This is a genomic window from Agrococcus sp. SCSIO52902, from assembly GCF_022983135.1.
GTDB lineage: Bacteria > Actinomycetota > Actinomycetes > Actinomycetales > Microbacteriaceae > Agrococcus > Agrococcus sediminis.
Genome location: NZ_CP095269.1, coordinates 2,485,354 through 2,510,192 on the forward strand (window position 1 = coordinate 2,485,354; position 24,839 = coordinate 2,510,192).

A 24,839-nucleotide genomic window follows, 5' to 3' on the forward strand; every position below is an offset into this window, starting at 1 on the left:
GGCGGCGCCGCGAGGTGAGACCCTTTCATCCATGTGCGGCCGCTACGTCCTCGCCACCCCCACGCCCGACCTCGTGGCGCTCTTCGAGATCGACGAGGCGGGCGCCGACCTGCTCGAGCCCAGCTGGAACATCCCGCCGACGACACAGGTGCCGATCGTGGTCGAGCCGCGGCCACGCGACGACGCGCCGCCCGCGCGACGGCTCGAGTCGGCCCGCTGGGGGCTCGTGCCCGCGTGGGCCGACGACGTCTCGGTCGGCCAGCGCGCCTTCAACGCCCGCAGCGAGACCGCGGCCTCGAAGCCGATGTTCCGGGATGCGGTGCGCGAGCGGCGCGCACTGGTGCCGGCCGACGGGTGGTACGAGTGGCGGCGCGCCGGCGACGAGAAGACGCCGTTCTACATCAACGGCGACGCGCCCATCGCGTTCGCCGGCCTCTACGCGTGGTGGAAGCAGCCCGACGGCACGTGGCTCCTCTCGACCAGCATCCTCACCACGGCGTCGGCCGGGCAGCTCGCCGGCATCCACGAGCGCATGCCGCTCGTGGTCTCGCCCGAGCTGCGCGACGCGTGGCTCGACCCGACCGAGGACGGCGAGGCCGCCCTCGAGGCGGTCGTCGCCGAGGCGCCGGACGTCGTCGCCTCGCTCGCGCTGCACCCGGTCGACCGACGGGTGGGCAGCGTGCGCGAGCAGGGGCCTGACCTCATCGCGCCCGCTCCCACCGAGTAGGGTCGAGTCGCATCCACGGCTCGGGAGGTCACGCATGGAGGAGCTCGATCCGCTCGCGCGCATCCCTGAGCCGATCAAGCACACCGCGGCGCGCGTCGAGGACTGGCTGCACGAGCAGCGCGAGGCCATCGCGCTGCGCGCCGGCCGGCTGCCCGCGATCGTCGCCTACCCCGGGTACGGCGGCGACGGCTGGGTGCGCGTGCTCGCGCGCGTGCTGCTCGTGGAGCCCGGCGGCGAGCGCGGCGCGCAGTACGAGGACGTGCGCGGCTGGCGCTCGTTCACGTCGCTCTCCCTGAACGACGTCGACGTGACGATCGAGGGCGGGGGCGTGCGGCACGTGGTGACCGCCGACCGCGGCGGCGTGCTCGACGCCATCGTGCCCATCCGCCTCGATCCCGGCTGGCAGGAGGTGACGGTGTCGGTGCCCGGCTCTGCGCCCGTCGTCGCGCCGGTCTTCGTCGTCGATCCCGCCACGCGCTTCGGCATCGTCAGCGACATCGACGACACGGTGATGGTGACGTCGCTCCCCCGGCCGCTGCTCGCCGCCTGGAACGCCTTCGTGCTCGACGAGCACGGGCGCACGCCGGTCCCCGGGATGGCGGTGCTCTACGAGCGCATCGCGCAGCAGCATCCCGGCAGCCCGTTCATCTACCTCTCGACCGGCGCCTGGAACGCGGCGCCCGCGCTCACGCGCTTCCTCTCGCGCAACCTCTACCCCGCGGGCAGCCTGCTGCTGACCGACTGGGGGCCCACGCACGACCGCTTCTTCCGCTCCGGCAAGGAGCACAAGCGCGCGCAGCTGCGGCGGCTCGCGCGCGAGTTCCCGCACATGCAGTGGCTGCTCGTCGGCGACGACGGCCAGCACGACGAGGAGCTCTACGGCGAGTTCGCGAACGCCCACCCGCAGAACGTGCGCGCCGTGGCGATCCGAGCCCTGTCGACGCAGGAGGCGGTGCTGGCCGGTGGCCGCAAGCACGCCGAGACGCGGTCGATGCACCCGTGGGTGTGGTCGTCGAACGGCGGCGGCCTGGCGAAGGAGCTCGGCGCCATCCCCGAGCTCGCGGTGCTGTGACGCCGTGAGGCTGCAGATCTCGGGCACCCACGACGGGCCGCGTGCCATCGCGGTCGCGGCCATCCGCGACGCCGCGGGGCGGCTGCTCGTCACGAGCGCGGGCGTCGACGGGCGCACCTACGCCCGGCCGCCCGGCGGCGGCATCGACCTCGGCGAGCGGGCGGCGGATGCGGTGGTGCGGGAGCTGCGCGAGGAGCTCGGCCTCGAGGCGGTCGAGCCGCGGCTGCTCGGCGTGCTCGAGAGCCCCCTGCGGCTGCCGCAGGGCCTGCGCCACGAGATCGTGTTCGTCTTCGAGGTGCACGTCGATGCGGAGGCGATCCTGCCGTGCACGACCGACGCCGGCCATCCGGTGTGGTGGCTGACCGCCGAGCACCGCGCCGACCCCGACCTCACGCTCGTGCCCGAGGGGCTCGCCGAGCTGCTCGGCCTCGATTGACCGAGGGCCTGCCTACCGGGCGAGCACCTCGCCGGCGTGCCCCGAGGCGCGCACCCACCCGCCGGCCTCGGTGACGCGCACCGGCGCGTCGCCGAGGAAGCGCATCGCCACGAGCGCCGCCGCCTGCCCGGCGGTCAGCCCGCTCGGGTCGACCGCGCGCGCCCACACGGCGCGCTCCGCGCGGCGCCGCACCGCCTCGCCCGGCGAGCGCGGCAGCGCGGCCTCGACGGCGGCCGCCGCCTGCGCGGCGAGCGAGCGCACCGCCTCCGCGTCGACGTCGCCCGCGTGCGCCCAGCCGCCCCGCGGCGGCGAGACGGCCGCCCACGCCGGGCGACCCACGGCATCCGGCACCTCGACGTCGGCGCCCTCGCGCAGCGCGTCGCGCAGCGCCGGCAGCGCCACGACGCCGTCGAACCTCGCCGGCTCGCGCATGCGCGACGCCCGCGCGACGAGGATCGTCGGGCCGGTGTCGAGCAAGCCGCTCGAGGCGGTCATGGGCGTGGTCAGCAGCGCGACGTCGCCGTCGGCCGCGAGCCGCACCGTGCCGTCGCCGAAGACGGCGGCGCGGTCGAGCAGGAGGACGAGGTCGGCGCGGGCGCGCTCGTCGAGGGAGAGGATGGCGTGCATGCGCTCCCTAGACTAGAGCGGCCCCGTCGGGCACCGTTCGAGAGGACCCGCATGACCGAGCGCATCCGCATCCTGCTGGAGACCCTGGCCCTGGCCGAGACGGGTGCCCGCACGAGCGAGGACATCTTCACCGGCACGAGCCACCCGATGCCGTTCGGCCGCGTGTTCGGCGGCCAGGTCATGGCGCAGGCCGTCGTCGCCGCGCAGCGCACGGTCGCCGAGGCGCGGCGCATCCACTCGGTGCACGGCTACTTCGTGCGGCCGGGCGACGTCGAGCTGCCGATCACGCTCGCCGTCGAGCGCATCCACGACGGCCGCTCGTTCTCGACGCGGCGCGTGCAGGCCTACCAGCAGGGCGTGCCGATCATGTCGATGATCTCGTCCTTCCAGGACGACGACCCCGGCCCCAGCTCGCAGCACACGATGCCGGAGGGCCTCCCGCCGCCCGAGGAGCTGCCGAGCTCGGAGGACCTCCTCGCGCCCTACGCCGGCCATCCGCAGGCGCGCGCCGTCATCGCGCGCCCCTTCGACATCCGGCACGTCGAGGGGCCCGTCTACGTGCCCGACCCCACGCGCCCGCGGCACGGCAAGCAGCACGTCTGGATCAAGGCGAAGGACCGCCTGCCCGACGACGACGCGCTGCACCGCGCGGCGCTCGCCTACCTCTCCGACTACGCGATCCTCGAGCCGATCGTGCGCATGCACGGCGCCGCGTGGGCGACGCCCGGGCTCAAGGCCGCGAGCCTCGACCACGCCGTCTGGTGGCACCGGCCGGCGCGGGTCGACGAGTGGCTGCTGCTCGAGCTCGAGACGAGCTCCTCCGGCGGCGGTCGCGGCCTCGCGAACGGCTTCGTCTACACGGCCGACGGCACCCACGTCGCGACGATCGCGCAGGAGGGCATGGTGCGCGTGCCCGAGCAGCCGGGCGATCCCGCATGAGGGTCGAGCCGATCGCCCCCGCCGACGCCATGCGCACGCTGCGCGACGCGCTGCCGCTGCGCACCGAGCGCCTCGTGCTGCGCACGCTGCGGCCCGACGACTTCGAGGCCGTGCGCGCCTACCGCAACGCGCCCGGGCAGCGGCGCTGGACCTACAACCGCGACCAGACCGAGGCCGAGCTCATGGCCTGGACGGCCGGCGGCGCGCCCGTCTACCTGCGCGACGGCGACGCCGCGCAGCTGGGCATCGAGCTCGACGGCCGGCTCGTCGGCGACCTCATGCTGCGCGTCACGAGCCTCGCGGGCCGCCAGTTCGAGCTCGGCTGGATGATCGCCGCCGATGCGCAGGGCAAGGGCATCGCGACCGAGGCCGCGCGGGCGGCGCTGCGGCTCGCGTGGGCGATGGGCGCGCACCGCGTGATCGCCGACCTCGACGAGGAGAACGTCGCCTCGCGGATCGTGGCCGAGCGGCTCGGCATGGCGGTCGAGGCGCGGCTGGTCGAGAACGAGGTCAACCCGGCCACCGGCGAGCTCGGCACCGCGCTCATCCTCGCCGTCCGGCGCGACGCGGCATAGCAACGGCGCCCCGTCCGGAGGCGGGGCGCCGTGCGCTCGCGGGCTGGTCTCGGGGCTAGTTCTCGGGGAAGCCGAGGTTCAGGCCGCCGTGGCTCGGGTCGAGCCAGCGGCTCGTGACGACCTTCTCGCGCGTGTAGAACTCGAACGCGTGCTTGCCGTAGGCCTTGCCCTGGCCGAAGATCGAGCGCTTCCAGCCGCCGAACGAGTGGTAGCCGACGGGCACCGGGATCGGCACGTTGATGCCGACCATGCCCACCTGCACCTCGTTCTGGAACCGGCGCGCGGCGCCGCCGTCGTTCGTGAAGATGGCGGTGCCGTTGCCGTAGGGGTTGCTGTTGATGAGCTCGAGGCCCTCCTCGTAGGAGGCCACGCGCACGACCGAGAGCACCGGCCCGAAGATCTCCTCCTTGTAGGCGGCGGAGTCGGTCGGCACGTTGTCGATGAGCGTCGGCTTCAGCCAGAAGCCGTTCGGGTCGCCGTCGACCTCGGGGTCGCGGCCGTCGACGACCAGGTCGGCGCCGTCGTCGGCGGCGGTCTGGATGTAGCCGGCCACCTTGTCGCGGTGCGCGCCGGTGATGAGCGGGCCCATGTCGTTGTCGCGCGTGCCGTCGCCCGTGCGGATCGCCGCCATCTTCTCCTTGATCTTGGCGGTCAGCTCGTCGGCGATCGAGTCGACGGCGACGACGACCGAGATCGCCATGCAGCGCTCGCCCGCCGAGCCGAAGCCCGCGTTCACGGCCGCGTCGGCGGTGACGTCGAGGTCGGCGTCGGGCAGCACGAGCATGTGGTTCTTCGCGCCGCCGAGGGCCTGCACGCGCTTGCCGTGCTTCGAGCCCGTCTCGTACACGTACTCGGCGATCGGCGTCGAGCCGACGAACGAGATCGCCTGCACGTCGGGGTGCGTCAGCAGCGTGTCGACGGCCTCCTTGTCGCCGTGCACGACCGTGAGCACGCCGTCGGGCAGGCCGGCCTCCTGGAAGAGCTCGGCGATGAAGACCGCCGCCGACGGGTCCTTCTCGCTCGGCTTGATGACGACGCAGTTACCCGCGGCGAGCGCGACCGGCGCGAACCACAGCGGGATCATCGCCGGGAAGTTGAACGGGCTGATGATCCCGACCACGCCGAGCGGCTGGCGCAGCGAGTAGACGTCGACGCCCGTCGACGCGTTCTCCGAGTACTCGCCCTTCGTGAGCAGCGGGAACGCGGTGGCGAGCTCGGCGACCTCGATGCCGCGCGCGATCTCGCCGAGCGCGTCGGAGTGCACCTTGCCGTGCTCGCGCGTGACGATCGTCGCGAGCTCGTCGCGGCGCTGCACGATGAGCTCGCGGAAGCGGAACATGATCGACTGCCGCTTCGCGATCGACAGGTCGCGCCAGGCGGGGAACGCCGCCTTCGCGGTGGCGATCGCCTCCGAGACCTCGTCGGCGCTCGCGAGGCCGACCTCCGACACGGCGACGCCGATCGCGGGGTTGAACACGGGCGCCGTGCGGCCGTGGCCCTCGCGGCGCCGGCCTGCGATCCAGTGCGGGATGCGGGTGGGGGCGGTGGACTGCTCGGTGGTCTCGACAGCGGTGTCGGTCATGGTGGGAGCTCCTCCAGAAGGGTGGCCTCGTTGCGCTGCCAGCCTACCGGCGGGCCTCAGCCCCGGCGGAACTCGACCGGCGCCTCCACGTAGGGCGCCCAGGCCTCGCGCTCCGCGTCGCTCAGCCGGCGCGGCCGGCCCGTCGACGCATCCAGCATCACCACGGTCGTCGCCGCCCGTGCGTACACCTCGGAGCGATCGGGCGAGAGCACCTCGTAGCAGACCTGCATGCTCGCGCCGCCGAGCTGCCCGACCCAGATGTCGACGACGATCGGCTCGCGGTGGTGCGGGATCTGCCCGAGGTACTCGGCCTCCTGCCGCGCGATGACGGTCACGCTCGTCGCGCCGGGCCCGGCATCGATGATCGCGGTGGTGGGCGAGCCCTCCGGCCCGCCCGCCCAGAACGCCGAGACGCGGGCCTCCTCGAGCAGGGTCAGCAGCGCCGCGTTGTTGACGTGCCCGTACGCGTCGAGGTCGGACCAGCGCACGCGCACCGGCACCGCGAGGCGCATCAGTCCCTCGTGAGCTTGCGGTACGCCGAGCGGTGGGGCTTCGCCGCCTCCGGGCCGAGCCGCTCGATCTTGTTCTGCTCGTAGGCCTCGAAGTTGCCCTCGAACCAGTACCACTCGGCCGGGTGCTCGTCGGTGCCCTCGTAGGCGAGGATGTGCGTGGCGATGCGGTCGAGGAACCACCGGTCGTGGGTGATCACGACGGCGCAGCCGGGGAACTCGAGCAGCGCGTTCTCGAGGCTCGAGAGCGTGTCGATGTCGAGGTCGTTGGTGGGCTCGTCGAGCAGCAGCAGGTTGCCGCCCTGCTTGAGCGTGAGCGCCAGGTTGAGGCGGTTGCGCTCACCGCCGGAGAGCACGCCGGCCTTCTTCTGCTGGTCCGGGCCCTTGAAGCCGAACTTGCTGACGTACGCGCGCGACGGGATCTCGACGTTGCCGACCTGGATGTAGTCGAGCCCGTCGGAGACGACCTCCCACAGGTTCTTGTTGGGGTCGATGTTGGAGCGGCCCTGGTCGACGTAGCTGAGCTTGACCGTCTCGCCGATCTTCAGGTCGCCGCCGTCGAGCGGCTCGAGGCCCACGATGGTCTTGAAGAGGGTGGTCTTGCCGACGCCGTTCGGGCCGATGACGCCGACGATGCCGTTGCGCGGCAGCGTGAACGAGAGGCCATCGATGAGCTGGCGGTCGTCGAAGCCCTTCTGGAGGTCCTTCGCCTCGAGCACGATCGAGCCCAGGCGCGGACCCGGCGGGATCTGGATCTCGTCGAACTCGAGCTTCTTGGTGCGCTCGGCCTCGGTCGCCATCTCCTCGTAGCGGGCGAGGCGGGCCTTCGACTTCGCCTGGCGGCCCTTCTGGTTGCTGCGCACCCAGTCGAGCTCCTCGGAGAGGCGCTTCGCGAGCTTGGCGTCCTTCTTGCCCTGCACCTGCAGTCGCTCGGCCTTCTTCTCGAGGTAGGTCGAGTAGTTGCCCTCGTACGGGTAGAGGCGGCCGCGGTCGACCTCGCAGATCCAGCCCGCGACGTGGTCGAGGAAGTACCGGTCGTGGGTGACGGCCATGACCGCGCCGGGATACTTGGCAAGGTGCTGCTCGAGCCACAGCACGCTCTCGGCGTCGAGGTGGTTGGTGGGCTCGTCGAGCAGCAGCAGGTCGGGCTTCTCGAGCAGCAGCTTGCACAGCGCCACGCGGCGCTTCTCGCCGCCGGAGAGGGTGGTGACCGGCCAGTCGCCGGGCGGGCAGCGCAGCGCGTCCATCGCCTGCTCGAGCTGGGAGTCGAGGTCCCACGCGTCGGCCGCGTCGATCTGCTCCTGCAGCGTGCCCATCTCGGTCATGAGCGCGTCGAAGTCGGCGTCGGGGTTCGCCATCTCGGCCGAGATCTCGTTGAAGCGCGCGATCTTCGCCATCATTGGGCCGAAGGCCTCCTGCACGTTCTCGAGCACGGTCTTCGACTCGTCGAGCTCGGGCTCCTGCATGAGGATGCCGACCGAGTAGCCCGGCGAGAGCTTGGCCTCGCCGTTCGAGGGCGTGTCGAGGCCGGCGATGATCTTCAGGATCGTCGACTTGCCCGCGCCGTTGGGGCCGACCACGCCGATCTTCGCGCCGGGGATCACCGCGGTCGTGACGTCGTCGAGGATCACCTTGTCGCCCACCGTCTTGCGGGCGCGCACGAGGGAGTAGATGTATTCGGCCATGCCCTCAGTCTACGGTGACGATCTCCCCGACCAGGCACCGGCCGCTGCCGAGCGCGCTCGCCCGGACGGCGGTCGCCTCGCCCTCGCCGACGCTGCCGACGAGGCATCCGTCGCCGTCCCTCACCGCGATCTGCACGAACGTGACGGGCGCCCCGAGGGAGTCGACCTCGCGGGTGCGCTCGATCGCCGACCGCTCGAAGCCAGCGGCCTCGACCGCGGCCACGAGCGCGTCGGGGGCGCTCGGCGACTGCCCCTCGAGCGCCGAGCGGAAGACGGCGAGCGCCTCGTCGCCCTCGTCCGAGGGGGCGGGAGCGTCGGCGGGGCCGCCGGCCTCCGGCGATGCCTCGGGGACCGGCTCAGCCGGCCCCGGCGACGTCGCGCAGCCGGCGAGGACGAGCGAGGCGAGCAGCACGACTGCCGCGAGCTGGCGCACGCGCCCTCCTCCACCTGCCGGACCGGACGGCCCCAGCCTAGGGCTCAGAAGGGCGGATCGGCGTCGGCTCCGGGCGCGTGCCACTGCTCGGCGCCCGCGCCGACCAGTGCCGGCGCAGGCGCCTGCGCCTCGCGGTCGGCGGGTGCCGGCTCGCGGTGCTCGGCGTCGGGCTGCGACTGCCGGCGCTCGCGCGTCACCGGGCCGACGCGCAGCGAGTGCCCGACGTGCTCGGCGCGGATCTTGACGCTCGTGCCGCGCTTGTCGCCCGACTCCCACTGGTCGACCTTGAGCTTGCCGAGCACGACGACGAGGTCGCCCTTGCGGAGCGACGATCCGACGTGCTCGGCGAAGCCGCCCCACGCCTCGACGGAGAACCAGTTGGTGTGGGCGTCGACCCACTGCTCGTCCTCCTTGCGGCGACTCGTGCTCGCTAGGCGGAACTCGGCCACGCGGTCGCCGTTGACGGTCTTCACGATCGGGTCGCCTCCGAGGGACCCGACGACGGTGATTGCATCGTTCATGCCGCGAGGATGCACCGCGGCGAGCGGCGCGCGGGCGCGGCCGCGGGCGAGCTGTGGAGAACCGCGGTCAGCCGCGCAGGTACTCGGCGAAGCCGGCGCGGATCTTGTTGACCTTCGGCACCGCGACGGCCAAGCAGTAGCCCTGCGTCGGGTTCTTGGCGAAGAAGTCCTGGTGGTACTCCTCGGCGTCGAAGAACTCGCCGAGCGGCTCGAGCGTCGTGACGATCTCGCCCGGCCACCACTCGCCGGCGCGCGCGATCGCGGCCTCGAAGGCCTCGCGCTCGGCCTCGTCGCGGTAGAACATCGCCGACCGGTACTGCGTGCCGACGTCGTTGCCCTGCCGGTTGAGCTGCCGCGGGTCGTGCATCGTGAAGAACATGTCGAGCACGACCTCGGTCGGCAGCCGCTCCTCGTCGTAGACGACCTTGACGGCCTCGGCGTGCCCGGTGGTGCCGGTGCACACGAGGTCGTAGCTCGGGTGGGCGACGGAGCCGCCGGTGTAGCCGGAGACGACCTCCTCCACGCCCTCGACGACGCGGTACGCCGCGTCGAGGCACCAGAAGCAGCCACCGGCAAGCACGATCTCACGCATGCGTCGAGCCTAGAGGGCGAGCCTGTGCGCGCCCCATGCCCACAGGCGCCCCCCGCGGCATGTGGGTGGCCGCTCGTAGCGTCGGTGGTGCGGAAGGAGTCGCGATGGCCATCATGAGCAGCACCCAGCGGGGCACGGCCCCGCGAGCGGCGCACGTCGCCACGCGCCGCGTGCGCGACGACCTCTGGCGCGTGGTGAGCGCATCCGGCCTCGCCCTCGGCTACATCGCGCGCGTCGACGGGCCGGGCGGCCCCGCGTTCGAGTCGCGCCGCCTGCTGCCGGGCGGCACCACGCTGCTGCCGATCGGCCGCGGCTGGTCGCTCGACGACGCGCTCGCCTGCTTCACCGGCCCCTGAGACCGGCCGCCGAGATGCGAGGAGCGGGGCCGGGGCATGCGCCCCGACCCCGCTCCGCAGGTGTGCTGCCGCCGGCTCAGGCCGCGACGGGAGCCTGCTGGATCGCCGAGATCTCGATCTCGATGTCGACGTCGTCCGACAGCATGACGCCACCGGTCTCGATGGCGACGTTCCAGCTGATGCCGAAGTCGCTGCGCTTGATGCGCGTGCGGGCCGAGGCGCCGGCGCGGGTGTTGCCCCACGTGTCGGGGCCGATGCCGCCGAACTCGAGCAGCAGCGAGACGGGCTTCGTCACGCCGCGCAGCGTCAGGTCGCCGTCGACGTAGAGGTCGTCGCCGTCGACGCGCGCGCCAGTGGAGACGAAGGTCCACTCGGGGTGCTCCTCGATCGCGAAGAAGTCGTTCGAGCGCAGGTGCTGGTCGCGGTCGGCGTTCTTGGTGTTGATCGTCGACGGGTCGACGGTCGCCGTGATCGACGACTCCTCGGGCTGCTCGGCGAGCACGATGGTGCCCTCGAGGCCCTCGATTTCGCCGCGGACCTTCGCCACCATCATGTGGCGCACGGAGAAGGTGACGTTCGAGTGCGAGCCGTCGATGACGTAGGTGCCGGGCTGGTAGCCGGGGATGTTCTGCAGCATGGGAGCCTTTCGGTGAGTCGGAAGTCCTTCAGAATCGAACCAACCGGCGACGTCGCGATCGCATTCCCGATCCATCCGAGCATCCTCGCCGCTCACTCGCCGTGCAGGAGGTCCTTGCCCTCGCGGCGGTTGCGCAGCACGCGCGCGGTCACCCACCACGCGATCACGATGAGCACGACCGCGACGACCACCCACTGGAGCGTGTCCATGTAGGGCTCGATCACGTGGTAGTTCCGGCCGAGCGAGAAGCCGATCATGATGAAGATCGTGTTCCAGATTGCCGAGCCGACGAGCGTCAGGCCGAGGAACAGCGGCAGCGGCATGCGCTCGATGCCCGCCGGGATCGAGATGAGGCTGCGGAAGATCGGCAGGAACCGCCCGAAGAGCACCGTCTTCCAGCCGTGCCGCGCGAACCACGCGGTCGTCTTGTCGATGTCGCTCGCCCGCACGAGCGGCACGCGGCTCGCGATCCTCGCCAGCCGCTCGTGGCCGAGCCACCTGCCCAGCAGGTAGAGCGCGAGCGCGCCCACCACGGACCCGATGGTGGTCCAGATGATGGCCTCGGCGAGCGTGAAGCCGCCCTGCGCCGCGGTGAAGCCCGCGAGCGGCAGGATGACCTCGCTCGGGATCGGCGGGAACAGGTTCTCGGCGGCGATCGCGATCGCCGCACCGGGAGCGCCGACCGTCTCCATCAGGCTGACGGCCCAGCCGGCGACGCCGGTGAGGTCGTCGGCGGGCTGGGTCTGGGTGAGGACGTCGAGCACCTCGACAGCCTACGGTCGCCGGTCTGGGCGAGGCCTGAGGTAGGCGTCGTGCCAAGACGAGCCCCTCCGCTCGATCGTGACGATGGCATGGCAGTTCCGGCACCGCACGTCGCACTTCTCGATCTCCGCTCGGATCAGCTCCAGCGCACGCCCGCGTCGGACCATGGTTCCGACACTGGCGATCTTCGTCCCGCGCACGTGGTCGAACTCGAGCAGCCTGATGTCCGCGATGCCGCAGTCGACGCACCCCTCCGAGAACCGAGCCATGATCACGTCGAGGGCTTGCCGGCGGCGAGCCCGGCTCGTGCGACGCACGTTGGCCTTGTGCCGGACCGCATTGTCGCGATAGTGGGCCTTCTGGCAGGCACGGCAATAGGAGTGCAAGCCGTCCTTGTTCCGCGGGCTGCGATTGAACTCGACCACCGATCTCTCGGTCAGGCACCGCGCACAGCGCTTCATGGCCGCACGGTAGGCCGTGCCACTGACAGCCTCCCGGCGGAGGTGCGACGGCGATGCGCACCGGATGAGCCCTCACCTGCCGTGCAGCAATGCGTCTGTCACGGGCGCTGCGCCCCCGGCGGGAGTCGAACCCGCGACAAAAGGATTAGAAGGCCTCTGCTCTATCCGCTGAGCTACGGGGGCCCGCCCAATCTACCGGCCCGCGGGCCATGGCCCACGGCTGCGCCGGGTCAGCCCCGTGGCATGCCAGGCTGGGCTCATGACCGGCGCACTCCTGTTCGACATGGACGGCACGCTCATCGACTCGGAGCCCATGTGGCACGACGAGATGCGCCGATTCGCGCGGGCGCACCGCATCGAGTGGACGACCGAGGACTGCCACTGGACCACGGGGCGGCCGATGGTCGAGTGGGGCGAGCGGATGCGCGAGCGCGGCGTCGACATGGACCGCGCGGCGATCGTCGCCGAGATCGCCGGCGCCGTCGCTGCGGGCGTCCGGGAGGACGTGCCGTGGCTGCCGGGCAGCCTCGCGCTGCTCGAGCGCGTCGCCGAGCGCGGCATCCCGGCGGCACTCATCACCAACGCGTCGGGCGAGAACGCCCGCGCGCTGCTCGAGGCCGCGCCGGAGGGGGCGCTGCGGTTCGCGGTCTCGGCCGACGACGTGGAGCGGTCGAAGCCCGACCCCGAGCCCTACGCGCTCGCCGTCCGCCGGCTCGGCGCCGACGCATCCGCCTCGATCGCGTTCGAGGACTCGGGCAGCGGCGCGCGCTCGGCGGCGGCGGCCGGCGCCCGCCTGTGGTTCCTCACGACGCAGCTGCCCCAGTCGCCGGTGCCCGCGGAGCGCACGATCGACACCCTCGCCGACGTCGACTCCGACGAGCTCTTCGCCGCGCTCGGCTGAGCGCGGCGGCGCATACGATGAGGCTATGGCTGCGAGTGACCGGATCGTCTGGATCGACTGCGAGATGACGGGGCTCGACCCGAGCGTCGACGAGCTGGTGGAGATCGCGGTCGTCGTGACCGACTTCGAGCTCGAGGTGCTCGACCCGGGCCTGCAGATCGTGATCAAGCCCTCCGACGCGGCGCTCGAGCAGATGGGCGACTTCGTGCGGCAGATGCACGCGACGAGCGGCCTCGACGCCGAGATCCCGCACGGCATGCCGCTCGCCGAGGCCGAGCTCGAGGTGCTCGCCTACGTGCAGCGCTTCGTGCCGCTCGAGCGCACCGCGCCGCTCGGCGGCAACACGATCGGCACCGACCGCATGTTCCTCGCGCGCTACATGCCCGTGCTCGACGGCTTCCTGCACTACCGCTCGATCGACGTCTCGAGCATCAAGGAGCTCTCGCGGCGCTGGTTCCCGCGCGCCTACTTCCAGGCGCCCGAGAAGGCCGGCGGCCACCGCGCGCTCGCCGACATCCTCGAGTCGATCCGCGAGCTGCGCTACTACCGGCGCGCAGTGTTCACGGATGCGCCCGGCCGCGCGAGCGACGAGCTCCAGGCGATCGCGCGCGACGTCTCCGACGGGTTCGGGGCGCACCTGCCCGGGTGAGCCGCCGATGCGGCGATCCGGCCCCGGATGTCGTATGCTGTCCTGGTTGCGTTCTGAGCGCACATGGTGGGTATAGCTCAGTTGGTAGAGCGCCGCCTTGTGGTGGCGGATGTCGCGGGTTCAAGTCCCGTTACTCACCCACAACCGGGTCAGGTGTGAACTTTCGACCAAGGGACCAGCCTTGGAGGAAGTTCGCACCTGGCCCTCTTTCTTTGCCTCGGCGGCCCAGGTGAGAGCGTCGGCCTGCAAGTCGGCGTCGCTCAGTCCGTCGTATGGAGTCCGATAGCCGACGCGCACGTCGTTGTCCTCGTCGACGTAGATCGCCTTGAACAGCGCCTGGTTGCACAGCCGGCGGTTCGCGCGCGGATTCATCCCTGGCGAGGATGTCGCAGTCGCGACGATCGTCCGCGACCCCAACGCCACCGGAACGGGAGAGGTCCGCATACCAGCAAACGCGACCCGCACTGCCCGCAGAACACTGTCCCCTTCAAGTAGTGCTCATGCACCTGGGTCGCGTCCGCCGCCGAGCGGTGAGTGCCAAGCACGGTCTGAACCTGGTCCCACACGTGTCGCTGCCTGGTGCGCCGCGCTCATCGCGAACGGTGGCCCTGGATTGCTCCATCTCGTCGTGCTGGTCTGCATCTGAAGCGCTCTCCAGATGGTCGTCATCGGCCCGGTGAGCGTCGTGCTGCTCGTGAAGGCTCGCGCCCAGGAGCGCCATGCCAGGAAGCAGGCCGAACGCGAGGTGCGCGACGAGGCAGCTCTATCTGAACTCACTCGAAGCGGTCGCTGAGGCAGACTTCGAGCGTTCAGCCGCACCTCGATCTCCACGGACGCCCTCACCGACCGCCTCAAAGCGGTCGGTGTACGCGTGCGTTCTGCCCGAACCGGCGCGGTGGTCTCGCTCGTCCAGGAACTCCCGGCGCCGGTCCTGGCGCGGCTCACCGGCCCCTCGATCGGGACGTCCTGGGCTCAAGGCGGTCGCCGTCAGCGACGGTCGCTACGCCGCCCCAACCGGCCCCTCGACGATGACGGCCGCTGGACTGTCTGCCGAGCCCAGGCAGACCTGCAGCGATCTGGTTCGCGCCTGCCGCCGAGGGCGATTCGCTCCTTGCGAGCGAAGGATGCCGAAGCTCCTGGGCGCCGAGGCCGCCATGTCGATGAAGAACCGGACAGCACCGGTGCCGTTCCCAGTTCAGTCAGTACTGTATAGTTCAGCGCATGCTGACTACTGCCTCTCGTGTGGATGTGATGAATCGGTTGGGGCGAGCCATGTACGACCCAACTCGATCGCGGATACTGCTGACCCTCCTCGATGCGCCGGCTCACCCGGCGGAGCTTGCCGAAGCCCTGGGGTTGACGCGCTCGAACGTGTCGAACCATCTGGCGTGCCTGCGCGACTGCGGCATCGCGGTCGCCATACACGAGGGTCGGCAGACGCGATATGAGATCGCGGACCCGCACCTGTCGCGGGCACTGACCGCGCTGGTCGATACCACCCTCGCCGTCAACGAGGACGCACCCTGCCTCGACCCGGCCTGCTCGGTGCCCGGTCGCTGCGACGCGGGGGCGGGCGCATGATCCTCTCCTCGGTCCTGCAAGCGATCGGCCTGTTCCTCGCCACCAACATCGACGACATCATCATTCTTTCGCTGTTCTTCGCCCGAGGGGCCGGTGAGCGCGGCGCCACCGCCCGCATCCTGGTCGGCCAGTACCTCGGCTTCATTGGCATCCTCGGTGCGGCCGTGCTGGTGGCTCTAGGGGCCGGGGCGTTCCTGCCCCCGGAGGTCATCCCGTACTTCGGCCTCATCCCGCTGGGCCTGGGCGTGTGGGCCGCCTGGCAGGCTTGGCGCGGGGACGACGACGACGACGCGAAGGTCGAAGGCAAAAAGGTTGCCGTATGGACCGTGGCCGCGGTGACCTTCGCCAACGGCGGGGACAACATCGGCGTCTACGTCCCGGTCTTCCTCAGTGTGGGCACCGCAGCCGTGATCGCCTACTGCGTCGTGTTCCTGGTGCTGGTCGCGGTGCTGGTGGGCATGGCCAAGTTCGTTGCAACCCGCCGGCCCATCGCGGAGGCGCTGGAGCGCTGGGAGCACATCGTGTTCCCGATCGTCCTGATCGGCCTCGGCATCTTCATTCTGGTCAGCGGCGGAGCGTTCGGACTCTGACGCGACGGGGATGTGGACCGCCGTGCATGTGTGGCGGCACCGAGGTGCGGACGGTCCGTCCCGCACAGCACAATCGATACAGCGAAGGATGCACATTCATTGGATGCGAACCAGACGACGCCCGAGGCTGCGGACCCGCACGAGTCGCGGGCACTCCTGGCGGATGGCGACGTGACGCAGGCCGCCGACATGGGAGCGTCCTCCACTGCTGCCCACGCCACCGCCCCGCCACGGGACGACCGACGACGGCGTCGGGCGGCGGTGCTGGGGTTCGTTGTGGCCCTCTTAGCGGTATCAATCGATCAGCTCACCAAAGTCTGGGCAGAAGCGACGCTCACCATGGGCGAGCGGCATCCATTGCTCGCCGACCTGCTCGCTCTTCAGCTGGCATTCAACCCCGGCGCGGCGTTCTCGCTCGGCGCGAGCGCCACACCGATCATCACCGTCGTAGCCATTGCCGGCTCCGCCGTCGCCGCTTCGCTCACCTGGAGGACGACATCGCTGCCGTGGGCAGTGGGACTCGGACTCATCCTCGGCGGCGCCTTGGGAAACGTGATCGATCGCCTGGCACGAGCACCCGGTCCCGGCCGGGGCCACGTGGTCGACTTCATCGCCTACGCCGACTGGTTCATCGGAAACGTCGCAGACGTCTTCGTTTTCGCCGGTATGGCCCTGTGCGTGATCCTGGCCTTCAACGGCAAGCGGATGCGTCCCCCGCACGCACCGCAGTCGATCGCATAGCGACACGACGTCAACCAGGCGCCGCGCCGGCGGATTCTGCTGTTGCGGTTGAAGCGCTCGACCTCGCCCTTCGTCTGCGGCCCGCACGCGCGGGGACGGCCGTGCTGCACGCCGTCTCCCCCAGCCGCCTTGGGCGTAGCGTGACGCCATAGACGGCCCGTTCGACCTGATCCCCATCGAGGCATGCCCGGACTGCGGAACGGCGCTGCAGGAGGACCGATGCCGCCGCTGCGGCTACGCCGAAGTCACTCCCCACGTCGAGCGGCCGACGAGCGGCGACGAGCTGCCGGGCGTGCACGACTGACGCCGGCTTCGGCGCCAACTCAAGCTGCGAATCACACGACTATGAGTCGTGGGGTCTGCCTGGCGGACACTGCGGCGGCGCCCGCCGGGGCGGGTCGAGGCTCTCTACCCGCCGCTACGGACGCGTCCGCCGGCGGCGGAAGAGTCGAGGTCGGCGTCGGATCGACCAGGCAGGGGTGTGCGGAACGCCTGCGCGAAGGAGCAAAGTGACCCGCCGCCGGGCGTGAACCGCCTTGGTTGCCCGGAGGCGGCGGCCGCTTTCGGAGGACGAACTGCCCGTCCTCTTCGCGAGGTGCCGCCCATGCGCGCAGCGGTGAGCGGACGCGTAGATCGTCGCGCTGCCCGAACCCTGGCTACGGGCTCAACGAACCTGAGGCACCAGCTCAACGCACGCGCTCAAAGAAGCTGAGGCACGTCGTCGTCCGTAGTGCCTCACGTCAAGATGCTCGCGAAAGGTTCTCGCGTGCCTCATCTGGTCTTGCTCGCGAAACGGCTGGGCTGAGGGCGTCGGTCTTGGCGGCGGCGAGGTGGATGAGGCAGGTCTGGATGTCGACGAACCGGCGGGTGAGGTCGGCGGGGTTGACAGGGGTTCGAGCGGAGATCGAATCACGCATCGAAGTTGCGTCCGTCACCCAGTTCACAGGAAGCGATCGGTGGCGGCGTCCGGCGGAAAGGTTCGCAGCTATGAGAAATTTGCTCCGCTTCGTCGCACTCTTGTCGCGAGCGCCGGGCTGATGACGTTGTCGCCGACGAGGGCGCAGGCCGATGACGCGTTCGGTCAGATGGTCGCCATGTGCGCGCAGATGGACGTCGGCGGAAGGGGAACCCCACCGACCGTGACATGCATGTGTAACGATCAAACGATGACGTTCGCCAACTTCGGGGCGACGGTGCGGCACATCAAAGACATGACCTGTACGAACTGTACGGATTGCTGCTGACTCCGAGCTCTGCTCGCTTGCCCGGGTGGCCACCGTTCGGTGTCGATGTCGAATTCTGCACCGCGGGCGCCAAGGTTGGACCAAGGGCGTTCGCTTCGCCGGACTCCGCGGCGCTGGAGCGTTATGGGTGTCGTCGGGGAGTTGGACGCAGCTTGCACAAGAGGTAACGCGCGACAAAACGTCCAGATAGGAGGGCGACGATGACCGTCACCGATGAACTGCTTGCGAGCGCCGAGCGGTACGCCTCCACTTTCGCCAATGGCGACCTACCGATGCCGCCCGGCCGACAGGTCGCTGTCGTCGCCTGCATGGATGCCCGGCTCAATCCCTACGGCTTGCTCGGGCTGCGGGAGGGCGACGCCCACCTAATCCGCAATGCTGGCGGCGTCGTCACCGGGGATGTGATTCGCTCACTCGCCATCAGCCAACGCCTGGAGCCTGCCCCGCTTTCGCGGACACCTGGGCTGAGGCGATGATCGTCTCGGGAAGGGGGCGGGGATGCCTGCACCGAAGTCGCCGGAGTTCCGGCGGAGAGCTTTGGACCTGGTCGCGCAGGGCGAGCCGGTCGCCGCGACCGCGAGAGGGCTCGGGATCAGCGAGTCGTGCCTGCGCCGGTGGATGGCGCAGGACGACGTCGACTCGGGCCGCGCGGGGGGCCTGACGACGGCGGAGAAGCGCGAGCTGGTCGAGCTGCGGCGCAAGAACCGGGTGCTCGAGATGGAGAACGAGACCCTCAAGCGCGCCAGCGCCTACTTCGCGAGGGAGAACGCCCTCCCAAAATGAGCTTCCGGCTCGTCCACGAGCTGCGCCGTGACGGCTTCCCCGTCGCGGTGACGTGCCGGGTGCTGAGGGCCTCCACGTCCGGCTACTACGACTGGCTCGCCCGGCCGGCATCGGCCCGAGCGATCCCTGATGCTGAACTGCTGCGGGCGATCCGCCGCGCGCACATCGACTCGCGGGGCACATACGGGGCGCCGAGAGTGCACGCGGAGCTGCGGCTCGGGCTCGGCATCCACGTCGGGCGCAAGCGCATCGCGCGGCTGATGCGCGGCGACGGGCTGGCGGGTGTCTGCCATCGCCGGAAGCGGCGGGGATGGCGGCCAGCACCCGCGACGCACGACGATCTCGTGCGCCGACGGTTCGTCGCCGACCGTCCGGACCGCCGCGGCATGATCGACACAGAGAACGTGTCCGGGAAACCGGGGCAGGCTCCCGCTGCGAGTCCGGCGGGATAGCGTGGGCTGAACCGCTGCAGCAGTCAGCCGCTTGCGGGCATGTGCGGGAGCGATTCGGCCTACGCGCAGCAGCTGGTGGGGATGTCGGAGCGGAAGAGGCCCGCGGTGATGCGCAGCGCCTCGCTCATGGTGAGGTAGGGCGCCCACGTGTCGGCTACGTCGTCGACCGTGAGGCCGAACTTGATTGCATACGTGGCAGCGAGCATCACGTCGCCGGCGCCGTCGAGGGCTGCGTGAACGCCGAGAACTTTGCGAGTCTTGGCGTCGATCACGAGCTTGAGCACCCCGCGAGTGTCCTGGTTGACCAGCGCCCGCGGAAGGTCACGTGCGCTGAGGACGCGGCGGTCGCAGGCGTAGCCGAGCTCAAGCGCGCGCTCTTCGGTGAGCCCCGCGCTGGCGATCTGAGGAGTCGTGAACGTCACCCCCGGTAGGCCGCGGTAGTCCACGGTCGACGACTGGCCCAACGCGCCAGCCGCAGCAACGCGACCGGTCTGCGCAGCGACGTAGACGTACTGTGGCACCCCGGAGACGTCGCCGGCAGCGAAGACCCGCGGGTTCGTGCTTCGCTGGTTGTCGTCGACGACGACGAACCCCCGCTCATCGGTTCGGACGCCCGCGAGGCCCAGTCCGAGGCCGCCGGTGTCGGCGAATCGGCCGGTTGCGACGAGGAGCCGCTGCCCGTGTGCTTGCACGCCGCTGCGCGTGGTGACCACGACACCCTCTGCACTGCGCGCTACCTCGCTAGCGTGCTCCTCCACCAATGTGATCCCCTCGTCGTCGAACACACCCCGCAGTACGTTGGCGACTTCAGGCTCGGTGTGCGGCGCAAGCCGTCCGACGAGCGTGACTTCCACGCCCAGGTGTGCCCACAGCTGGGCCTGCTCCAGACCCACGTACCCACCACCGACCACCACCATGGATGCCGGCAGGTCGCGCTGCTCCATCGCCGTAGTGGAGGTCAGGTAGTCCACGTCCGCCATGCCGGGAAGGTTGGGGATGTGCGGCGCGGCGCCGGTGGCCACGACGTACGCCGGTGCCCGTAGTTCCCGCCCGTCGACCCGCAGCGTCTGCTCATCGATGAACTCGGCGTGCCCGTAGATGATGGGGAACCCGTGTGCCTCGGCAACGTCGGCGTACTTAGCCTGGCGCAGATGCTCGATCAGCTCCTGCTTGTCGCTCAGCAACGCGTCCATCGCTACTCCACCCGAAGTGGTCGCCACGCCGCGGAACGGGTTCGCCCCGGCACCGTGGCGCTGGCCGGCAGCCGCGAGGAGGTTCTTGCTCGGTATGCACCCGGTGTTTAGGCATGTGCCTCCTAGGTGGCCGTGCTCGACGAGCAGCGCGCTCTTGCCTTGCGAGCGGGCTTCGATACCGGCGGCCATCGCGGCACCTCCGGTGCCGATGACGATGAGGTCGTATTCGTCCATAGTGTGTGCTCCTTCGCTGCTTCCGCGGGTCTCCCTGACCGTAAACGTTCCAGCACGGGGGAAGGTCAAGGCGTACGATCAAACATGCGCATCGGGGAGCTGGCCGCAGCGGCCGACGTGACCGCCAAGACCATCCGGTTCTATGAGACCACCGGGGTACTGCCAGCGCCTACCAGACAAGCCTCTGGTTACCGGGCGTACGACCACGGCGCCGTGGACAGGATCGCGTTTGTCAAGGCGGCGCAGGCGGCAGGGCTAACGCTCGCCCAGATCCGCGACGTCATCTCCGCCCGCGACAGCAGCGGAGCACCCTGCCAGCACGTCGCTGCTCTGCTGGAGCAGCACGCCGTTGAGCTCCAGCGGCGCATCTCAGAACTGACTGCTCTGCTCACGCAGGTACGTCGACTGGGCCAACGTGCGAATACCCTCGACCCTGCCCAGTGCGACCCGGCACTGGTCTGCCACGTCATCCCGACCGCCGCCCACGAGGGCGCCTCGCCCGGCTGACGCCCCGATGCGAGTCCGCCCGGGACCGCATCCGAGGCGAGTTCCGCGCCCTGCCCATCCGAATGATCCGATCGTTGTTGCTAGCGACGCCGGACCTGAACTGCGCCACGCTGGTGACGACCTCCGGACTTCCACGGCTTAGCTGGACTGAGTCGTGGTTGGCCCACGCGCTGCGAACGGACCTGACCCTCGCTAGGGGACGCGAGAGGGAGTGGCAGCACCCGATCGCTCAAGCCGTTGCGAAAGCCGCCGTGCAGGAGCTCGGCACACTGCCCGCCCCGGAAGGCTTCACGAACATCGAGGGCAAGGGCGTGCAGGGCGTCGTCGACGGGCACGCAGTGATCGTCGGCCGGGCCTCGCTGCTGGCCGACTGGTCCCTGCACCTATCTACCGAGCTCGCCGAGGCGAAGGCCACGGCCGAGCGCCAGGGGAAGACCGCGATCGCCGTCGGCTGGGACGGTCAAGCGCGCGGCGTGCTCGTCGTCGCCGACACGATCAAGCCCACGAGCGCGGCCGCCGTGGCGCAGTTCAAGCGCCTGGGCCTCACGCCCGTGCTGCTCACCGGCGACAACCAGACCGTGGCCGAGCAGATCGCCGCCGAGGTCGGCATCACCGACGTGATCGCCGAGGTCCTACCGCAGGGCAAGGTCGACGTCATCACCCGGCTGCAGCGCGAGGGCAAGGCCGTCGCAATGGTCGGCGATGGGGTCGACGACGCCGCCGCCCTCGCCCAGGCCGACCTCGGCCTCGCGATGGGCACCGGGACCGACGTCGCGATCGAAGCCTCCGACATCACCCTCGTCCGCGGCGACCTGCGCAGCGCCGCCGACGCCATCCGGCTCTCCCGGAAGACGCTCGGCACCATCAAGGGCAACCTGTTCTGGGCCTTCGCCTACAACGTCGCCGCCATCCCGCTCGCGGCGCTCGGCCTCCTCAACCCCATGCTCGCCGGCGCGGCGATGGCGTTCTCCAGCGTCTTCGTCGTCGGCAACAGCCTCCGCCTCCGCAGCTTCAAGAGCGAGGCGGTGGACCCCGCACCGACAGCCACGACCGCGCCACGGCCCGCGGCACGGTCGGCAGCAGTCGACACCCATCACTGAGAGGAACCCCCATGTCCAACACCACCGGTCACGACCACAACCACGACCACAGCAACCACGAGGATCACAGCCACAGCCACAGCGCCACCGATGCTCATGGTCACGGCGCAGCCGCGGGTGACATCGCCGAGTGCCCGGTGATGGCCGGCAGCACGGTCCTGAAGGCGGACGCCGAGGCTGCAGGCCTCGTCCGCGACTACGAGGGCACGCGCTACTACCTGTGCTGCGCCGCCTGCGGGCCCCTGTTCGACGCCGATCCCGCGAAGTACGCCACCGCGGCATGAGCCGCACCGTGCCGGGCCTGGCTCCAGAGAGGTCCGGCACGGCTTCCCCGTACCCGAGAGGATGAGACCATGACCAACCCGCATGAGCGCCGGCCCGACCACACGGATCCCGACCAGCTCCACGCGCACCACGCCGCCGCCCCGATCGAGGCCAACGGGTCCGACCACGCGGGCCATGATCACCATCAGCCTCAGCCGGCGGGTGCGCACGATCGGGTGGGAGGTCACGCGGCCGCGGCCTCCGACGGTGCGGCCACGAGCGACTCCCATGAGGGAAGCCACATGTCGCATGCGGGCCACGCCGGCCACGGCGCAGATGGCGAACACGGCGGTCACGCCGATCACGTCGGGCAGTTCCGTCGACTGTTCTGGATCATGCTGGCCCTGGCGGTCCCGACCGTCGCGCTCTCGGGCATGTTCGCGATGATCGTCGGCTACACGCTCCCGGACATCCCGGGCCTGGCCTGGGTCTCCCCGGTGCTCGGCACGATCATGTACGTGTGGGGCGGCAAGCCCTTCCTGACCGGCGCCGTCAGCGAGCTCCGCGCTCGCAAGCCCGGCATGATGCTGTTGATCGGCCTCGCGATCACCGTCGCGTTCATCGCCTCCTGGGGCGCCAGCCTCGGACTGCTGCACCACGAGCTCGACTTCTGGTGGGAGCTCGCGCTGCTGATCGTGATCATGCTGCTCGGCCACTGGATCGAGATGCGCTCGCTCGCGCAGACCACCTCCGCTCTGGACTCGCTCGCGGCCCTGCTGCCGGACGAGGCCGAACGGGTCGAGAACGACCAGATCGTCCAGGTCTCACCATCCGAGCTCGTCGTCGGGGACATCATCGTCGTCCGGCCCGGCGGCAGCGTGCCCGCGGACGGCATGATCATCGACGGCCGCGCAGCGATCGACGAGTCGATGGTCACCGGCGAGTCCCGGACCGTCTCCCGCAGCATCGGCGAGAACGTCACCGCCGGCACCGTCGCCACCGATTCCGGCATCCGCGTCGAAGTGACCGCCACCGGCGACGACACCGCCCTCGCAGGCATCCAACGCCTGGTCACGGACGCCCAGAACTCCTCCTCCCGAGCGCAACGCCTGGCCGACACCGCCGCCGGATGGCTGTTCTGGTTCGCGCTGGGCGCGGCAGCGATCACCGCGATTGTCTGGACGCTCGTCGGCCTCCCGGACGCGGCAGTCGTCCGCACGATCACCGTGCTCGTCATCGCGTGCCCCCACGCGCTCGGCCTGGCCATCCCGCTGGTGGTCTCCATCGCCACCGAGCGTGCCGCCCGCGGCGGTGTGCTCGTCAAGGATCGCCTCGCGCTCGAGAGCATGCGCACCGTCGACACGGTGCTGTTCGACAAGACCGGCACCCTCACGAAGGGCGAGCCGACCGTGACCGACATCGCCGTCACCGAGGGGCACGAGCCCGATGATGTGCTTGCTCTGGCTGCGGCCGCGGAGACCGACAGCGAGCACCCGCTCGCCAAGGCGATCGTCCGGGCGGCTGGCGCGAAGAACCTGGCCGTTCCGCGCAGCAGCGACTTCTCCTCGTCCCCTGCCGTCGGCGTCACCGCGACCGTCGACGGCGCGACCGTCCGCGTCGGCGGACCGCACCTGCTGACCGAGGAGCACGCGGAAGAGCTCGGTGCCGCCGACCGATGGCGCTCCGATGGGGCGATCATCCTCCACGTGATCCAGGACGGCCAGGTCATCGGAGCGCTCAAGCTCGCCGACGAGATCCGCACGGAGTCGCGCGAGGCGATCGAAGCGCTGCACGCGCTCGACGTGCAGGTCGTCTTGATCACCGGCGATGCCGAGGCAGTTGCGCGCTCGGTCGCGGAGGAGCTGGGCATCGACCGCTTCTTCGCCGGCGTCCGTCCCGAGGACAAGGCTGCAAAGGTGCAGGAGCTGCAGCGCGAGGGCCGGAAGGTCGCGATGGTCGGAGACGGCGTGAACGACGCCCCGGCCCTCGCCCAGGCGGATGTGGGGCTAGCGATCGGCGCCGGCACCGATGTCGCGATCGCATCCGCCGGCGTCATCCTCGCAAGCGACGACCCCCGCTCCGTGCTCTCGGTGATCGAGCTCTCCCGCGCCGCCTACCGGAAGATGAAGCAGAACCTTTGGTGGGCAGCCGGCTACAACCTCATCTCCGTGCCGCTGGCGGCCGGTGTTCTCGCACCCATCGGCTTCGTGCTGCCGATGTCCGTCGGCGCCGTCCTGATGTCGCTCTCGACGATCGTCGTGGCGCTCAACGCGCAGCTGCTGCGGCGCCTCGACCTTCGACCCGCCGCCACCACGCAAGCCATCCTCCAATCGATGAGCGCATCCGACCGGAGAGCATGATGACGGACACCACCACTCCCACCACCTGCGATCAGAGCGAGCACGGCTACATCATCGACAAAGCCCGATACCTCGCGCGACTCCGGCGGATCGACGGACAGGCACGCGGGATCCACCGCATGGTCGATCAAGAGCAGTACTGCATCGACATCCTCACCCAGATCTCCGCCCTCACCGGCGCGCTGCAGAACGTCGCCGTCGGGCTCCTCGAGGACCACCTGCGCCACTGCGTCGCCGACGCCGCCCGTGCCGGCGACGACGTCGCCGAAGAGAAGATCCGCGAAGCATCGCAAGCCATCGGACGACTCATCCGCTGAACCGCTCGA

Annotated in this window: 32 protein-coding genes and 2 tRNA genes; 21 read left to right on the plus strand and 13 right to left on the minus strand. The window is 70.5% G+C overall.

Features of this window, described 5'->3' with window-relative positions:
- Positions 1–31 precede the first annotated feature (31 nt).
- From MU522_RS12225 to MU522_RS12235, 3 genes are read left to right on the plus strand one after another with little or no spacing between them, the layout of a single operon-like run.
- Positions 32–727, plus strand: coding sequence for an SOS response-associated peptidase (locus MU522_RS12225; RefSeq protein ID WP_246991350.1), 696 nt, complete (start codon positions 32–34; stop codon positions 725–727).
- Positions 728–761: 34 nt separating this feature from the next.
- Positions 762–1,799, plus strand: coding sequence for a phosphatase domain-containing protein (locus MU522_RS12230; protein ID WP_128189625.1), 1,038 nt, complete (start codon positions 762–764; stop codon positions 1,797–1,799).
- Between the two features lie 4 nt (positions 1,800–1,803).
- Complete coding sequence (locus MU522_RS12235; protein ID WP_246991352.1) at positions 1,804–2,235, plus strand: NUDIX domain-containing protein; 432 nt, start codon at positions 1,804–1,806, stop codon at positions 2,233–2,235.
- Between the two features lie 12 nt (positions 2,236–2,247).
- Here the strand turns inward: MU522_RS12235 and MU522_RS12240 are convergent, their stop codons facing one another.
- Positions 2,248–2,862 carry a hypothetical protein gene (locus MU522_RS12240; protein WP_128189626.1) on the minus strand — a complete coding sequence of 205 codons (615 nt, stop codon included), beginning with the start codon at positions 2,860–2,862 and terminating at the stop codon, positions 2,248–2,250.
- 51 nt (positions 2,863–2,913) lie between these two features.
- On the opposite strand from MU522_RS12240, the gene MU522_RS12245 reads away from it, so the two are divergent.
- Both MU522_RS12245 and MU522_RS12250 read left to right on the plus strand, forming a co-directional pair.
- A complete protein-coding gene (locus MU522_RS12245) occupies positions 2,914–3,801 on the plus strand; it encodes an acyl-CoA thioesterase II (protein WP_246991354.1) in 888 nt (295 codons plus the stop codon).
- Positions 3,798–4,376 (plus strand): GNAT family N-acetyltransferase, encoded by a 579-nt coding sequence (locus MU522_RS12250; protein WP_246991356.1) that lies wholly within the window; start codon positions 3,798–3,800, stop codon positions 4,374–4,376. Before MU522_RS12245 ends, MU522_RS12250 begins: the two co-directional genes overlap by 4 nt.
- A 55-nt stretch (positions 4,377–4,431) precedes the next feature.
- Here MU522_RS12250 and MU522_RS12255 read toward each other — a convergent pair whose 3' ends face one another.
- The 6 genes from MU522_RS12255 to msrA form a co-directional block, all read right to left on the minus strand.
- Positions 4,432–5,958: a CoA-acylating methylmalonate-semialdehyde dehydrogenase gene (locus tag MU522_RS12255; RefSeq protein WP_246991358.1), complete on the minus strand. Its 1,527-nt coding sequence runs from the start codon at positions 5,956–5,958 to the stop codon at positions 4,432–4,434.
- Positions 5,959–6,014: 56 nt separating this feature from the next.
- Positions 6,015–6,470 carry a thioesterase family protein gene (locus MU522_RS12260; protein ID WP_128190743.1) on the minus strand — a complete coding sequence of 152 codons (456 nt, stop codon included), beginning with the start codon at positions 6,468–6,470 and terminating at the stop codon, positions 6,015–6,017.
- Positions 6,470–8,152 carry an energy-dependent translational throttle protein EttA gene (gene ettA / locus MU522_RS12265; protein WP_246991360.1) on the minus strand — a complete coding sequence of 561 codons (1,683 nt, stop codon included), beginning with the start codon at positions 8,150–8,152 and terminating at the stop codon, positions 6,470–6,472. Before ettA ends, MU522_RS12260 begins: the two co-directional genes overlap by 1 nt.
- A gap of 4 nt (positions 8,153–8,156) precedes the next feature.
- Positions 8,157–8,585: a hypothetical protein gene (locus MU522_RS12270; protein WP_246991362.1), complete on the minus strand. Its 429-nt coding sequence runs from the start codon at positions 8,583–8,585 to the stop codon at positions 8,157–8,159.
- Between the two features lie 44 nt (positions 8,586–8,629).
- Positions 8,630–9,106 (minus strand): single-stranded DNA-binding protein, encoded by a 477-nt coding sequence (locus tag MU522_RS12275; protein WP_246991369.1) that lies wholly within the window; start codon positions 9,104–9,106, stop codon positions 8,630–8,632.
- 67 nt (positions 9,107–9,173) lie between these two features.
- Positions 9,174–9,698, minus strand: coding sequence for a peptide-methionine (S)-S-oxide reductase MsrA (gene msrA, locus MU522_RS12280; RefSeq protein ID WP_246991378.1), 525 nt, complete (start codon positions 9,696–9,698; stop codon positions 9,174–9,176).
- Between the two features lie 113 nt (positions 9,699–9,811).
- On the opposite strand from msrA, the gene MU522_RS12285 reads away from it, so the two are divergent.
- Positions 9,812–10,054 (plus strand): hypothetical protein, encoded by a 243-nt coding sequence (locus MU522_RS12285; RefSeq protein ID WP_246991380.1) that lies wholly within the window; start codon positions 9,812–9,814, stop codon positions 10,052–10,054.
- A gap of 76 nt (positions 10,055–10,130) precedes the next feature.
- Here MU522_RS12285 and MU522_RS12290 read toward each other — a convergent pair whose 3' ends face one another.
- The 4 genes from MU522_RS12290 to MU522_RS12305 all read right to left on the minus strand — a co-directional run bounded on the left by MU522_RS12290 (position 10,131) and on the right by MU522_RS12305 (position 12,097).
- Positions 10,131–10,691 carry a YceI family protein gene (locus MU522_RS12290; RefSeq protein WP_128190231.1) on the minus strand — a complete coding sequence of 187 codons (561 nt, stop codon included), beginning with the start codon at positions 10,689–10,691 and terminating at the stop codon, positions 10,131–10,133.
- Between the two features lie 92 nt (positions 10,692–10,783).
- A complete protein-coding gene (locus tag MU522_RS12295) occupies positions 10,784–11,455 on the minus strand; it encodes a DedA family protein (protein WP_240671388.1) in 672 nt (223 codons plus the stop codon).
- A gap of 9 nt (positions 11,456–11,464) precedes the next feature.
- Entirely contained in the window at positions 11,465–11,914 is a 450-nt protein-coding gene (locus MU522_RS12300; RefSeq protein WP_246991382.1) for a hypothetical protein, read from the minus strand.
- Positions 11,915–12,024: 110 nt separating this feature from the next.
- Positions 12,025–12,097: transfer RNA gene (locus tag MU522_RS12305), tRNA-Arg, on the minus strand.
- A gap of 76 nt (positions 12,098–12,173) precedes the next feature.
- On the opposite strand from MU522_RS12305, the gene MU522_RS12310 reads away from it, so the two are divergent.
- From MU522_RS12310 to MU522_RS12320, 3 genes are all read left to right on the plus strand, one after another.
- Positions 12,174–12,815, plus strand: a complete 642-nt coding sequence (locus tag MU522_RS12310) for an HAD family hydrolase (protein ID WP_246991384.1) — start codon at positions 12,174–12,176, stop codon at positions 12,813–12,815.
- 25 nt (positions 12,816–12,840) lie between these two features.
- Entirely contained in the window at positions 12,841–13,464 is a 624-nt protein-coding gene (gene orn / locus MU522_RS12315; RefSeq protein ID WP_128190229.1) for an oligoribonuclease, read from the plus strand.
- A gap of 66 nt (positions 13,465–13,530) precedes the next feature.
- A tRNA-His gene (locus tag MU522_RS12320) sits at positions 13,531–13,603 on the plus strand.
- Here MU522_RS12320 and MU522_RS12325 read toward each other — a convergent pair.
- Positions 13,585–13,836 (minus strand): hypothetical protein, encoded by a 252-nt coding sequence (locus tag MU522_RS12325; RefSeq protein ID WP_225792740.1) that lies wholly within the window; start codon positions 13,834–13,836, stop codon positions 13,585–13,587. The two genes, MU522_RS12320 and MU522_RS12325, sit on opposite strands and share 19 nt — an antisense overlap.
- A 286-nt stretch (positions 13,837–14,122) precedes the next feature.
- Here MU522_RS12325 and MU522_RS13295 point away from each other — a divergent pair, with 286 nt between their 5' ends.
- The 7 genes from MU522_RS13295 (at position 14,123) to MU522_RS12355 (ending at position 18,855) form a co-directional block, all read left to right on the plus strand.
- Positions 14,123–14,257: a hypothetical protein gene (locus tag MU522_RS13295; protein WP_263970119.1), complete on the plus strand. Its 135-nt coding sequence runs from the start codon at positions 14,123–14,125 to the stop codon at positions 14,255–14,257.
- A gap of 428 nt (positions 14,258–14,685) precedes the next feature.
- Positions 14,686–15,045 carry a metalloregulator ArsR/SmtB family transcription factor gene (locus tag MU522_RS12330; protein ID WP_128190383.1) on the plus strand — a complete coding sequence of 120 codons (360 nt, stop codon included), beginning with the start codon at positions 14,686–14,688 and terminating at the stop codon, positions 15,043–15,045.
- Positions 15,042–15,635: a cadmium resistance transporter gene (locus MU522_RS12335; RefSeq protein WP_246991386.1), complete on the plus strand. Its 594-nt coding sequence runs from the start codon at positions 15,042–15,044 to the stop codon at positions 15,633–15,635. Before MU522_RS12330 ends, MU522_RS12335 begins: the two co-directional genes overlap by 4 nt.
- Positions 15,636–15,734: 99 nt before the next feature.
- On the plus strand, positions 15,735–16,376 hold the full coding sequence (gene lspA, locus MU522_RS12340) for a signal peptidase II (protein WP_246991397.1): 642 nt from the start codon (positions 15,735–15,737) through the stop codon (positions 16,374–16,376).
- 1,444 nt (positions 16,377–17,820) lie between these two features.
- Positions 17,821–18,096 carry a hypothetical protein gene (locus MU522_RS12345; protein WP_281440007.1) on the plus strand — a complete coding sequence of 92 codons (276 nt, stop codon included), beginning with the start codon at positions 17,821–17,823 and terminating at the stop codon, positions 18,094–18,096.
- Positions 18,097–18,118: 22 nt separating this feature from the next.
- Positions 18,119–18,403: a transposase gene (locus MU522_RS12350; RefSeq protein ID WP_246991408.1), complete on the plus strand. Its 285-nt coding sequence runs from the start codon at positions 18,119–18,121 to the stop codon at positions 18,401–18,403.
- Positions 18,400–18,855 carry an IS3 family transposase gene (locus MU522_RS12355; RefSeq protein WP_246991409.1) on the plus strand — a complete coding sequence of 152 codons (456 nt, stop codon included), beginning with the start codon at positions 18,400–18,402 and terminating at the stop codon, positions 18,853–18,855. The genes MU522_RS12350 and MU522_RS12355 overlap by 4 nt, the downstream gene beginning before the upstream one ends.
- Positions 18,856–18,914: 59 nt before the next feature.
- Here MU522_RS12355 and merA read toward each other — a convergent pair whose 3' ends face one another.
- On the minus strand, positions 18,915–20,282 hold the full coding sequence (gene merA, locus MU522_RS12360; RefSeq protein ID WP_128189840.1) for a mercury(II) reductase: 1,368 nt from the start codon (positions 20,280–20,282) through the stop codon (positions 18,915–18,917).
- A gap of 84 nt (positions 20,283–20,366) precedes the next feature.
- Here merA and MU522_RS12365 point away from each other — a divergent pair, with 84 nt between their 5' ends.
- The 5 genes from MU522_RS12365 (at position 20,367) to MU522_RS12385 (ending at position 24,830) form a co-directional block, all read left to right on the plus strand.
- A complete protein-coding gene (locus MU522_RS12365; RefSeq protein ID WP_128189841.1) occupies positions 20,367–20,789 on the plus strand; it encodes a heavy metal-responsive transcriptional regulator in 423 nt (140 codons plus the stop codon).
- Positions 20,790–20,851: 62 nt separating this feature from the next.
- On the plus strand, positions 20,852–21,889 hold the full coding sequence (locus MU522_RS12370; RefSeq protein ID WP_240671362.1) for an HAD-IC family P-type ATPase: 1,038 nt from the start codon (positions 20,852–20,854) through the stop codon (positions 21,887–21,889).
- 11 nt (positions 21,890–21,900) lie between these two features.
- Complete coding sequence (locus MU522_RS12375; protein WP_128189842.1) at positions 21,901–22,173, plus strand: YHS domain-containing protein; 273 nt, start codon at positions 21,901–21,903, stop codon at positions 22,171–22,173.
- Between the two features lie 69 nt (positions 22,174–22,242).
- Positions 22,243–24,513, plus strand: a complete 2,271-nt coding sequence (locus MU522_RS12380) for a heavy metal translocating P-type ATPase (protein ID WP_240671363.1) — start codon at positions 22,243–22,245, stop codon at positions 24,511–24,513.
- Positions 24,513–24,830 carry a metal-sensitive transcriptional regulator gene (locus tag MU522_RS12385; RefSeq protein WP_128189844.1) on the plus strand — a complete coding sequence of 106 codons (318 nt, stop codon included), beginning with the start codon at positions 24,513–24,515 and terminating at the stop codon, positions 24,828–24,830. Before MU522_RS12380 ends, MU522_RS12385 begins: the two co-directional genes overlap by 1 nt.
- The last annotated feature ends 9 nt before the right edge of the window (positions 24,831–24,839 follow it).

What these genes read in the sequence shown, in the direction of transcription:
- MU522_RS12225 (WP_246991350.1), top strand. Translation starts at nt 32, where the DNA reads ATGTGCGGCCGCTACGTCCTCGCCACCCCCACGCCCGACCTCGTGGCG.
- MU522_RS12230 (WP_128189625.1), top strand. Translation starts at nt 762, where the DNA reads ATGGAGGAGCTCGATCCGCTCGCGCGCATCCCTGAGCCGATCAAGCAC.
- MU522_RS12240 (WP_128189626.1), bottom strand. Translation starts at nt 2,862, where the DNA reads ATGCACGCCATCCTCTCCCTCGACGAGCGCGCCCGCGCCGACCTCGTC.
- MU522_RS12245 (WP_246991354.1), top strand. Translation starts at nt 2,914, where the DNA reads ATGACCGAGCGCATCCGCATCCTGCTGGAGACCCTGGCCCTGGCCGAG.
- MU522_RS12250 (WP_246991356.1), top strand. Translation starts at nt 3,798, where the DNA reads ATGAGGGTCGAGCCGATCGCCCCCGCCGACGCCATGCGCACGCTGCGC.
- MU522_RS12255 (WP_246991358.1), bottom strand. Translation starts at nt 5,958, where the DNA reads ATGACCGACACCGCTGTCGAGACCACCGAGCAGTCCACCGCCCCCACC.
- MU522_RS12260 (WP_128190743.1), bottom strand. Translation starts at nt 6,470, where the DNA reads ATGCGCCTCGCGGTGCCGGTGCGCGTGCGCTGGTCCGACCTCGACGCG.
- ettA (WP_246991360.1), bottom strand. Translation starts at nt 8,152, where the DNA reads ATGGCCGAATACATCTACTCCCTCGTGCGCGCCCGCAAGACGGTGGGC.
- MU522_RS12275 (WP_246991369.1), bottom strand. Translation starts at nt 9,106, where the DNA reads ATGAACGATGCAATCACCGTCGTCGGGTCCCTCGGAGGCGACCCGATC.
- msrA (WP_246991378.1), bottom strand. Translation starts at nt 9,698, where the DNA reads ATGCGTGAGATCGTGCTTGCCGGTGGCTGCTTCTGGTGCCTCGACGCG.
- MU522_RS12285 (WP_246991380.1), top strand. Translation starts at nt 9,812, where the DNA reads ATGAGCAGCACCCAGCGGGGCACGGCCCCGCGAGCGGCGCACGTCGCC.
- MU522_RS12290 (WP_128190231.1), bottom strand. Translation starts at nt 10,691, where the DNA reads ATGCTGCAGAACATCCCCGGCTACCAGCCCGGCACCTACGTCATCGAC.
- MU522_RS12300 (WP_246991382.1), bottom strand. Translation starts at nt 11,914, where the DNA reads ATGAAGCGCTGTGCGCGGTGCCTGACCGAGAGATCGGTGGTCGAGTTC.
- MU522_RS12310 (WP_246991384.1), top strand. Translation starts at nt 12,174, where the DNA reads ATGACCGGCGCACTCCTGTTCGACATGGACGGCACGCTCATCGACTCG.
- orn (WP_128190229.1), top strand. Translation starts at nt 12,841, where the DNA reads ATGGCTGCGAGTGACCGGATCGTCTGGATCGACTGCGAGATGACGGGG.
- MU522_RS12325 (WP_225792740.1), bottom strand. Translation starts at nt 13,836, where the DNA reads ATGAATCCGCGCGCGAACCGCCGGCTGTGCAACCAGGCGCTGTTCAAG.
- MU522_RS13295 (WP_263970119.1), top strand. Translation starts at nt 14,123, where the DNA reads ATGGTCGTCATCGGCCCGGTGAGCGTCGTGCTGCTCGTGAAGGCTCGC.
- MU522_RS12330 (WP_128190383.1), top strand. Translation starts at nt 14,686, where the DNA reads ATGCTGACTACTGCCTCTCGTGTGGATGTGATGAATCGGTTGGGGCGA.
- MU522_RS12335 (WP_246991386.1), top strand. Translation starts at nt 15,042, where the DNA reads ATGATCCTCTCCTCGGTCCTGCAAGCGATCGGCCTGTTCCTCGCCACC.
- MU522_RS12345 (WP_281440007.1), top strand. Translation starts at nt 17,821, where the DNA reads ATGACCGTCACCGATGAACTGCTTGCGAGCGCCGAGCGGTACGCCTCC.
- MU522_RS12350 (WP_246991408.1), top strand. Translation starts at nt 18,119, where the DNA reads ATGCCTGCACCGAAGTCGCCGGAGTTCCGGCGGAGAGCTTTGGACCTG.
- MU522_RS12355 (WP_246991409.1), top strand. Translation starts at nt 18,400, where the DNA reads ATGAGCTTCCGGCTCGTCCACGAGCTGCGCCGTGACGGCTTCCCCGTC.
- merA (WP_128189840.1), bottom strand. Translation starts at nt 20,282, where the DNA reads ATGGACGAATACGACCTCATCGTCATCGGCACCGGAGGTGCCGCGATG.
- MU522_RS12365 (WP_128189841.1), top strand. Translation starts at nt 20,367, where the DNA reads ATGCGCATCGGGGAGCTGGCCGCAGCGGCCGACGTGACCGCCAAGACC.
- MU522_RS12370 (WP_240671362.1), top strand. Translation starts at nt 20,852, where the DNA reads ATGATCCGATCGTTGTTGCTAGCGACGCCGGACCTGAACTGCGCCACG.
- MU522_RS12375 (WP_128189842.1), top strand. Translation starts at nt 21,901, where the DNA reads ATGTCCAACACCACCGGTCACGACCACAACCACGACCACAGCAACCAC.
- MU522_RS12380 (WP_240671363.1), top strand. Translation starts at nt 22,243, where the DNA reads ATGACCAACCCGCATGAGCGCCGGCCCGACCACACGGATCCCGACCAG.
- MU522_RS12385 (WP_128189844.1), top strand. Translation starts at nt 24,513, where the DNA reads ATGACGGACACCACCACTCCCACCACCTGCGATCAGAGCGAGCACGGC.